The sequence below is a fragment of the Bifidobacterium leontopitheci genome (genome assembly GCF_009193355.1).
GTDB classification, from domain to species: Bacteria; Actinomycetota; Actinomycetes; order Actinomycetales; family Bifidobacteriaceae; genus Bifidobacterium; species Bifidobacterium leontopitheci.
On the sequence record NZ_WBVT01000064.1, the window covers coordinates 1 to 9617 of the forward strand.

The 9617-nt window shown below is 56.4% G+C and carries 7 protein-coding genes; 1 reads left to right on the forward strand and 6 read right to left on the reverse strand.

All coding sequences use genetic code 11. From position 1 onward, the window contains the following. Positions 1-133 precede the first annotated feature (133 nt). From F7D09_RS10780 to F7D09_RS10795, 3 genes are all read right to left on the reverse strand, one after another. On the reverse strand, positions 134-442 hold the full coding sequence (locus F7D09_RS10780) for a hypothetical protein (protein ID WP_152235489.1): 309 nt from the start codon (positions 440-442) through the stop codon (positions 134-136). 411 nt (positions 443-853) lie between these two features. Next, positions 854-1801: a hypothetical protein gene (locus tag F7D09_RS10790; RefSeq protein ID WP_152235491.1), complete on the reverse strand. Its 948-nt coding sequence runs from the start codon at positions 1799-1801 to the stop codon at positions 854-856. 388 nt (positions 1802-2189) lie between these two features. Then, complete coding sequence (locus F7D09_RS10795; RefSeq protein WP_152235492.1) at positions 2190-3503, reverse strand: hypothetical protein; 1314 nt, start codon at positions 3501-3503, stop codon at positions 2190-2192. Between the two features lie 131 nt (positions 3504-3634). Between F7D09_RS10795 and F7D09_RS10800 the strand changes: the two genes are divergently transcribed. After that, complete coding sequence (locus F7D09_RS10800; RefSeq protein ID WP_152235493.1) at positions 3635-4726, forward strand: NAD(P)/FAD-dependent oxidoreductase; 1092 nt, start codon at positions 3635-3637, stop codon at positions 4724-4726. Positions 4727-4883: 157 nt separating this feature from the next. Here F7D09_RS10800 and F7D09_RS10805 read toward each other — a convergent pair whose 3' ends face one another. From F7D09_RS10805 to F7D09_RS10815, 3 genes are all read right to left on the reverse strand, one after another. Next, the gene (locus F7D09_RS10805; RefSeq protein ID WP_152235494.1) at positions 4884-6164 is read right to left on the reverse strand and encodes an MFS transporter; all 1281 of its coding nucleotides are present in this window, start codon (positions 6162-6164) and stop codon (positions 4884-4886) included. A 705-nt stretch (positions 6165-6869) separates the two neighbouring features. Then, positions 6870-8447 (reverse strand): ParB/RepB/Spo0J family partition protein, encoded by a 1578-nt coding sequence (locus F7D09_RS10810; RefSeq protein ID WP_152235495.1) that lies wholly within the window; start codon positions 8445-8447, stop codon positions 6870-6872. A gap of 2 nt (positions 8448-8449) precedes the next feature. Next, positions 8450-9391, reverse strand: coding sequence for a ParA family protein (locus F7D09_RS10815; protein ID WP_193312458.1), 942 nt, complete (start codon positions 9389-9391; stop codon positions 8450-8452). Positions 9392-9617 lie beyond the last annotated feature (226 nt).

Genomic DNA, 9617 nt, shown 5'->3' on the forward strand with positions numbered 1-9617 from the left:
GTGCGTGAGCGTCGGTGCGGCGAACTTCGCAGGAACTTCGTAAAGCTTCGTATCATCTTAAGATTGATACGAAGCTTTACGAAGTTGATGCGAAGCTGATATGTGAAGTAATCGAAGTCGGCATGAGGCCGAATCAGGAGTTTTGGAGACGTCGCACTCCGTAACGGCGTCTCGCGGCTTCGGCGGTCACTCCCAGAGCCCGGCCGATGGTGTTCCACGACTGGCCATGACTACGGCTGGCGTCTACGGTACGTTCTATTTCGCGATCCAGTGCATGCCGCTGATAGTTCAAACGTCGTAGTTCACGTGACGGATCATATCGCGGATCGAGTGTCGGATCGCCGGGATCAGGCGCGTTTTTCGCTTCCATCTCAGCTGCTATTTCGTACCCGAACTCAGCAAGTGCTTTCCGCTCGCTCTCGGGAAGATCTTCGAATCTCATTGCAGTCCTTCCTTTCGTAGATACCGCTTACGAGCCTTCATTGCATGCACGATCAGCTCCACGTCATAGCCGGCCCTGGAAGCAGTGCCTATCTCATACCAGACAGCACCGGACACTCCGGGACCCACGTACATGTACGTAGGAGGATCGCGGTCGTAGTTGATGTCCACTGGTCCTCTCGCTTCACGCCACGCATGTAAGATATCGTTCTCCGACACTCCATGTTTGAACGCTGACGGAAGAATCAGCGGCTCATCGACTTCATCTTCAAATCTCACAATACAATATTACTTGACAACCTATGTTGCCGTCAAATGTTGTCACCTTTTGTTTTGATAGTTATGCACAATCGGGAGACTGATGAGCGCAGTAACGGAAGACGTTCTTTTGATTCGGTTCGCGGATAACGTTCTAGTCGCAGATCAAGGGGTTGTCATTAAAATCTGAATCCCCTTCTTCGGCATCAAAATAGCAGTTGCCGGAACTAGGACGCTGCTGTGCGCTGTGGTTCCCGGTTCCGCTGTTATTGGATGTATTACCATTGACGGAAACATTTCCATGCGAGTTCCCGTTACCGCTGTTAGATTGGCTGTGCCACATTTCTGAATACCCGTACCCCGAGTATCCGTTGCCCGTATGCGAGTATCCCGAACCATTCGACCATCGCTTCGCCCGCTCGGCCGCGTCGGCTTTCGTTTTGGCGTTGATCGAATTGTTGACGAGTTTCATCGTCGCGTCCAACTGGCGGCCGCTCTCCCCCATGGCGTACGCATTCTTGCCGGTCTTCACCTTGGCGGCCTGCTGGATGGCTTGGGTGAGTTTGACGCGCGTCGTATTGTCGGCGACCTTCCCGTCGGACGAGTCCAGCAGTTTGCGGGCGGCGGTGATCTTCGTGTTCAGGCCGGTTTGCGCGTCCGTGAGAGTCTTCTCGTCCTTCGCGGCAAGCACCTTGCGGGCCGCCTTGTCGAGCTTGCCGGTCGTGGCTGTGACAGTGGCGAGCGACTGCTTCAACCGTCCGTCGAACGTGGTCACCTGTTCGATACCGGTCGCGTCGCATGCGTTCGCGTCTGTCTTCGGCTTGTCGGTGTCGAGCGTGGCGAGCTTGGCGAGGCCGCTTCGCGTCGTGTCCTCGTCCGGCACCTGCTTGCCGGTCACCTGCAACGCGGCCCTGACGGTCTCCGACTCCAGCTGCTTCCGATAGTCGGCGCGTGCGGATTCAAGTTTCTTCGCCACGGTCCGGCATTCCGCTTGCGCCTGCGCCAGCTCGGCCTGCCGGGTGTTCTCCGCGTACGCATGGTAGCCGAACCCGCCACCCACGGCGATCAGAACAGCGATGCCGACCGCAGCAGCCGTAATCATCAACCGCCTACGGTTCCCGCGCGTCACCGCACGATCGTCATCTCCAGAATCCCCCCCCCGCAGCGGAACCGGCGGCATGTCATGAACATTCATCATGATTCCCTCTCCACTGTTGTTGTTTCTGTGCGATTCACGCGATGCACATTCACCTCACCGCACAACCCACATTCTACCCAACTGGACAACATTAGTGTGTTCTATGGGCATTGGTTTTCTTGCTGGCTGAGAGGCTATGAGGAGAGCGAGTGAATGTGCGGGTACGCTCCCCCAGTCAGCCTACGGCTGACAGCCCCCTCCGCCGAGGGGGCCGAGGCGGCGGGACAGCCTTTATTGCTCGTCCCTCTACCGAGGGGGCGAAGGGTATACAGCGACCGATAGATGTCAGCGGTCACCGCTCATCCTGGGCTGCCTGGGCGGCTTGGGCGGCGGCGAGGTCTTCGTCCCTCCACTTCGCTGCAAGCTCCTTGTTCACCCACGGAGCGACCTCGCGCGGCTTGCCGTGCGGGTTCTTTAGCATGCCTTTCGCATGATTGATGAATTCATCGGGGATGTTCGCCGGATACGCGAGATGCAGGTCGGCGATCTCCGCAATCAGCTGTTCCATGCTGACGGCACGAATATGGCCCGGCCAGTACACATCAGCCATGAGCGGTGTTCCATGCTCGCCGCCGGTCATGCACACCACCCACTCGTCAACAGGTTCAGGCAGGACATTGCATTCGCCTGTGATCAGCCTTCTCATCTCTCCGTACGTACTGCCCTCGCTCTCATTCCAATTGTCTCGCTGCCGGTTCATGTTGTCGGACAGACCGATGACCGGCTTGCCGTCCGGGCCGAGAATGAACGCATGCTGCGTGCGGCTGACGCGCATCAGGCTGTGCTCGTTCTCGTTGATGTACATGGTGTCCGCCCCACCCTTGTAGTTCTTCACGTCAACGAACCAGCGGTGAGTGACGCCCTTCTGGTCGATGCCGATAAGCATGCAGTCGATATCCGCATCGATGAGGAATCCGTATTGGTCGATGCCGTGCAGGCTCCAGAAACTCAACACGTTCAGCTCAGGCATGTTGGCGATGATCCGCGCGAACAGCTGCTCGCCTTTCTGCCCGGGGCGTACGTTCTGCCTGTCGAAGCCACTCGCGTTCAGACCGACGCCGGGGTCACCGAACAGGCGGTACTGATGACTCGCAGCGTTGGTGCTCTTGTCGTGATACTGCTGCCACAGCGGCGACGGGTCTCCGCCGGCATCCTGCATAATCAGTCGGTAACCTCGATAGTTCGGCTGCGTGTCTGGAACCCTGGGGATGTCAAAATCACTCGCCACCTGGCCGATCGAATGGGTGACCTCCGACTGGCGAAGTTCTCGCTCCTGCTGTTCGAGGTACACAGCTTTGGCGCCATCGACTTCCCGGAACATGGCAGCGATGAGATTGATGCCGATGATAATCAGCACCACGCCGCCGCCGAACAGGCCGAAGTAGGCGAGCCCGTTGCTCAGCGAATGCGCGTTTATGTAGATGATCATGTTGAGGCCGAATCCAATCAGCAGGCCGCCAAGTCCAGCGCCGAACGACAGACCGCCGTTGACATGCTTCTGATTGAGTCGCGGTTTCATAATCGTGTATGCCACCGGCAGAACGACAAGGCATATGCTGAGCATCCATGCGCCGAAATCTTCGGGGATGATGGGCAGATGGTTCATGGGCTTCTTCTTTCTTCGCGGTCTGTTGCAACCTTCACCTACTTCAACCGGACAACTCCGTGCGCGACACGCCGAAGAGCGCTTTCCGCTCAGACCGTAACCGGTCAGGTCGGGACACTATCGTGAAGAGCATGACTACAGAGAATCAGAACACTTCATCCGACGTCCGCCCGGCCGTCATCATCGGCTCCGGCCCCGCCGGATACACGGCGGCCATCTACCTTGCGCGTGCCGGCTTCCGTCCACTGGTGCTTGCCGGCGAGCTGACCCCCGGTGGCCAGCTGGTCAACACCACCACCGTCGAGAACTTCCCTGGCTTCCCTGACGGCATCCTCGGTCCTGACCTGATGGACAAGATGCGTGACCAGGCGGAGAAGTTCGGTGCGGAGATCGAATATCTCGATGTCACCAGCGTCGACTTCGACTCCTCCCCCAAGACGGTCACGTGCAGTGACGGCACGACGATCGCCGCGAACGCGGTCATCATCACCACCGGCTCGCAGTACCGTAAGCTCGGCGTGCCCGGCGAGCAGGAGTACTCCGGTCACGGCGTTTCGTACTGTGCGACCTGCGACGGTTTCTTCTTCCGCAACCAGCCGATCGTGGTCGTCGGCGGCGGTGACAGTGCGCTCGAGGAGGCGCTGTTCCTGACGCGATTCGGCTCGTCCGTCACCGTGATCCACCGCCGCGACACGTTCCGCGCATCACAGATCATGGTCGACCGCGCGAAAAGCAATCCGAAGATCAACCTGCTCATGAACTCCGTCGTCACCGAGATTCACGGTTCCGGCGCGACATCCGAGACGACGACCTCCGATACTGCGGCCGGCGACTCCCCCAAGCCAGCGTTGTCGCTGTCGCTGTCCGCCCCGGCTGCCGGACTGTCGGTCGGTAACATTGCCGCTGGGGCCGCCGCCGAAGAGCAGTCGGCCACGTCTGTGTCAGTGCGCAACACGGTCACCGGCGAAGTGACTGAAGTGCCAGCCAACGGCATCTTCATCGCCATCGGCCACGAACCTGCCACCGCGTTCCTCGGCGACGCGGTCGCGAAGGATGCGCAGGGATACATCATCGTTGAAGGCGCCGGGACCGTCACGTCCGCGCCCGGTGTGTTCGCGGCAGGCGACTGCGTCGACCACGTGTATCGCCAGGCGATCAGCGCAGCCGGCATGGGCTGCCGCGCCGCCCTCGACGCTCAGGCCTACCTTGCCTCGTTGCAGTAGGCTGCTCTGCTAAACCGATTGACCATGCCGGTATGTTTCACGTGAAACATACCGGCATTTCTTATATCAATGTACTTCATGATAATAATCGAACCTTCTTCTCAGCTCCAAACCGGAAGCAGCTATTGGAGTTGGAGCGGTCTCAATTGGAGCAGATTCAATAACAGCGACTCTGACTCCCTTTCTCTGCTCTGTCGACATAGCCAATACATCCAGCCGGAAGTTCAGCAGCTATAACAACCGCACAGACCACCGGGAGAGCAACACAAAGTGGAGAAGCGGCAATCACACCTGTGAATATGCTGGAACAACCATCTCCTAAGTTATAAGCACCACCAAGCATTGTATTGGCCGTTATTTGGTTATTCACATTTACATGTAAATCAATCCAAGTATATGCTGTGACAAACATTGGGCTCATAGCAGATCCATACAATATAACAGCCATTATGAGCAGTAATCCTGCATATATCCCGTTTCCGACAAACGGTATTGACAGAAATATCATATTCGAAATGCAGATAGCAACAGAAAGCAACATGTATTTCTTAGCTTGAGTTATTTTTAGATGCATCTTTCCCCAAACCATAGTCGCCAGCACCCCTGAAATACTGATTGCACTTAGCAGGTATCCGCTGAATGCTTCGTTACCCCACAACGATTCTGTTACTTTTGGTAAAAGCAATGTCAATGCGCTGAGTCCAAAACCAACACCATACTGAGGAATCAGTAATGCCCAAGCTCCTCTAAACCAGTATGATCTCTGCCATAGTTTCTGCATACCAACTACAGGCTTCAACATACTCCTACGACTAAATAATTCCCTAACTCTTGAAGTTGATTGAATACCGCATATGACTATAATCGCATTCCCCAATACACCCAGCAAGGCACCTGCCACAACACCGACAACAGGACTCATAAACAGCCACAAAGTCGATGTAATGAATGGTGTTATAGAAAAGACAGCCTCTTCTAGTATCGAATCCAGTGAATGCAAGGTCATATTCTCTGTTTGATCATCAGTGATGGTATTCCATACATCACGAATCACTGCAGAGACGGGAGGCAACGATATACCCGAACCAATAGCACATAGCATTTCCACCGGATACTTAACCATCACATTTTCCGATGGAATAGAATCTATGCCTATTGTCATCAGCGCAGTAACCCCATTCACCGCCGCCATGGCAATTAATGCGATACGTGGACTGTATTGTTCTACAATGCGACCTCGTACCCCTGAAGTAAGAGAACTTGCAATCATCATTACAGCAGATACAATACCGGCTAAAGCGTATTCGTTCTTTGCTATATAATAGACCGTTATTCCATACGGCAACAGCCCAGCTGCGGCACGTGCAATACACGATGCACCTAACAATGGCCCAGATACTGCATTGCGAATGAAGCCCCAGTACGTTCGATTTGACATAGTTCACATCGATTCGCTTTTACATGACTCTGATAAAGCTATGCCGTAAATCGTCAGCTACTCTGACACAGACATGCTCATTTCTCTCAGTGAGTCGTTTTTCTATATGCACACGTTTCGCTTGTTTACAATCAAAAACAGAGACTCCATTTTTCAAGAACAGACAATGTGCCCGAGTCAGTATTCGTGGAAAAACCTTAATCATTATTACCCCCGTTGTTTTACAGTATAGACGTCGTGTGCCAGCCTTTTTTCTTTTCAACGATAAATCACATCGGAAGACCTCTATTACGTCGAACCTTCACAGTATGTGATGGGTTGCACGTTTTGCTTCATTGCAAAGACCTGCCGTATGCGAGCATGAACGGATAACATCTCCTGTTAGATTTGTTTTCGTCAAGAAAAAGAGCCGTGAATACAATAGAACTCCTATGACAACCATGTCAGCCGACGCACTCGAGATCATATATTCGTCTTATTTGTTGACGTCGTTGGCGCACCGCACGTCAAGCACGACCAGTGCAACCTCGTCTATGGTGGTGGCGATAGCGCACTCGAGGAGGTGCTGTTCCTCATGTGCTTCGACTTGTCCGTCACCGCGATTCACCGCCGCGGCATGACTTCCCCTCATCAACAACAAGGCCTTCAATGAACTATGCATTCATTGAAGGCCTTGACCATGCTGAAGGTCAGCTCAATGCTGGATCACACCCACTGGGCGCCGGGCTGCGGAGGCTGCTGGCCGGTGGGGATGAGCATACTGAGGATGCGTTCCATATCTTCAGGCGAGGAGAACACGATCTCGATGCGACCGTGCTGCTGACTGCCTTTGATGGCCACCTTGGTGTCGAAGTGATTCTCCAGGTTGTTGACAATCGGCGAACCGGCCCACGGATTGTTCTTCGCGGCGCGAGGCTTCTTCGGCACATCGCTCGCCGCGTTCTGCATGGCGACGATCTCCTCAGTGCTGCGCACGGACAGTCCTTCGGCGATGATGCGCGTGGCGAGCTTGTCGATTTGCGATTCGTCATTCAAGCCCAGCAGAGCGCGTGCATGACCGGCGGACAGCACGCCCGCGGCGACCTTCTTCTGCACACTCGCCGGCAGGTTGAGCAGTCGCAGCGTATTGGCGATCTGCGGACGGGACTTGGAGACGGACTTCGACAGCTGCGCCTGCGTCAGACCGAACTCGTCGATCATCTGCTGGTACGCAGCCGCCTCTTCGAGCGGATTCAGCGCGACCCTATGCAGGTTCTCCAGCAACGCATCGCGAAGCATCTCGTCATCAGCCGTCGTCTTGACGATGGCCGGAATGGTCTTGAGACCAGCCAGCTGGGACGCGCGCCAACGACGCTCACCCATGATGAGCTCGTACTTGGGCGATGTTTCACGTGAAACAATCTGCTGCTCGGCATCGTGTTTCACGGACTGCGCCGCATACTTCCGTACGACGATGGGCTGCAGAACGCCGACTTCCTTAATCGATGCGGAGAGCTCACTCAGCTCCTCCTCATCGAACACCGTACGCGGCTGCTGCGCGTTCGGCACGATGTCGTTGACGGCGACCTCAATGAGATAGCCGCCGCTCACCGGCTTGAGTTCCAGCTCTTTCTTCTCGGCGTTCTTCTCGCCATCGGCAGCCGGCTTGGAGTCGGTACGCTCCTTGGAAGACGATTCGGACTTCGCTGGAACGGCCACTCCCCCGTTGGCTTCAATCTTCTGGCTGACAGAATCCATCGCGTCGCTGCCGCCGAAGAACATGTCGCTCGGGTGAGCCATGTCGCCGAGGGACGGCATCGCAACGCGCTTACGCTTCGAGCCAGACTCCTTGTGGCCACCGGTTGCGCCTGCCGTGGACGCTGCGGTCGGCGTCGAAAGATCCGGCACCGAATCACGCATGGACGGAATGGCCGGACGGGCGATTTCTCCGGTCTTCGCAGTCACATCGTCGTCGGACTTGACAGCCGCGGTCGTCGTGGCTTCCGGTGCGGCGGACTGCTCCGTGGACTTCGTCTCGGATGTTGTCGGTTCCGGCTTGGCCGCGGTCTCGGATGAAGCTGCCGGCACCGGCTTTGCGTCGGACTTCTCCTTCGCTTTCGGCTTGGCAGCAGACGTCACCGGACTGGTCTCGGCCGGCTTCTTCTTCGGCGTTGGCTTCGACTCGGCCTTCGACTTCGGCTCGGCGATGTCGTCAAGTTCCGGCTGGCTGTGATGCTTGGATTCGCCCGGCAGCGCGGGGAACAGCGCGCCAAGCCCCTTGCCCAAACGTGATTTCGAGGACATGACTAGTCTCCCCTCTTGGAATCGATGGCGGCCAGCACTGAGGCGGAGCGACGTGCGATCTCCAAGGCTGCTTCGCCGTAGGCGATCGCGCCCATGCCGCGCGGATCATAGCTGATGACCGTCTTGCCGAAGCTCGGCGCTTCGGAGATCTTAACGGTCCTGGGAATCGTGGTGTCGAGCACGATGGACGGGTAGTGGCTCTTGACCTCGGTGAACACCTCGCGGCTGAGCAGCGTACGGCGATCGTACATGGTGACCAGCATGGTGGAGACGGTCAGGTTCGGGTTGTAGTGATCCTGCACCAGACCGATGGTGTTGATGAGCTGGCCGAGACCTTCAAGCGCGTAGTATTCGGCCTGAATCGGAATCAGCATTTCGGTGACCGCGCACATCGAGTTGATGACCAGCAGGCCCAGGCTCGGCGGGCAGTCGATGAGCACGTAATCATAGTGCTTCTCGGACTGCTCAAGGAAGCTGTCAAGCGCCTCGCGCAACAGGTCGTTGCGGTTCGGCAGGTCGGCGACCTCCAGCTCCGCTCCGGACAGTTCGATGGATGCGGGCACGACCTCAAGCTGTTCAATATCAGGGCACTGCTGCTTCGCCTGTTCGATGGTGAGACGACCTTCAAGGACGTCATACACGGACGGATCCTTCGTGCCATGAGGAACGCCGAGTGCAGTGGAGGCGTTACCCTGCGGATCCATGTCGATGACGAGCACGTTCGCACCATGCGACGCCAACGCGGCAGACACATTCACCGTGCTCGTGGTCTTGCCGACGCCGCCCTTCTGATTGGCGACGGCGATACGACGGGTACGTGCGGGGCGAGGGAACTCCTGACGGGTGAGCCGTTCATAGCGCGATGTTTCGTCCGCGATTTCGGCGCCCAGCGTGGAACTGTCGTTGCCGAAGATACGTCGGATGGTTTCAGATGTGGATTCCATTCCCGGAATTTCGGTAGACGCTGGTGAACCGTTGGACGACATGGCCCCTCCCTTAAATTTAGAACAATATCAAATTTTCCCCAAGCGTATGGACATGCCCGACCGTGTTTGTTGTTTTGATGGGTGGGTTGATATGACGAGAGGCTTCTAGGCAGAATGGGTGGTGCCTTAAACCTATCCGTTCTAGCGAAGGAGCCTCCATGGTCAAGGGTAGCAGTGCCAGTGT

Bases quoted from the DNA above. Each gene is read 5' to 3' on its own strand.
- F7D09_RS10780 (WP_152235489.1), bottom strand. From the start codon at position 442: ATGAGATTCGAAGATCTTCCCGAGAGCGAGCGGAAAGCACTTGCTGAG.
- F7D09_RS10790 (WP_152235491.1), bottom strand. From the start codon at position 1,801: ATGATTACGGCTGCTGCGGTCGGCATCGCTGTTCTGATCGCCGTGGGT.
- F7D09_RS10795 (WP_152235492.1), bottom strand. From the start codon at position 3,503: ATGAACCATCTGCCCATCATCCCCGAAGATTTCGGCGCATGGATGCTC.
- F7D09_RS10800 (WP_152235493.1), top strand. From the start codon at position 3,635: ATGACTACAGAGAATCAGAACACTTCATCCGACGTCCGCCCGGCCGTC.
- F7D09_RS10805 (WP_152235494.1), bottom strand. From the start codon at position 6,164: ATGTCAAATCGAACGTACTGGGGCTTCATTCGCAATGCAGTATCTGGG.
- F7D09_RS10810 (WP_152235495.1), bottom strand. From the start codon at position 8,447: ATGTCCTCGAAATCACGTTTGGGCAAGGGGCTTGGCGCGCTGTTCCCC.
- F7D09_RS10815 (WP_193312458.1), bottom strand. From the start codon at position 9,391: ATGGAATCCACATCTGAAACCATCCGACGTATCTTCGGCAACGACAGT.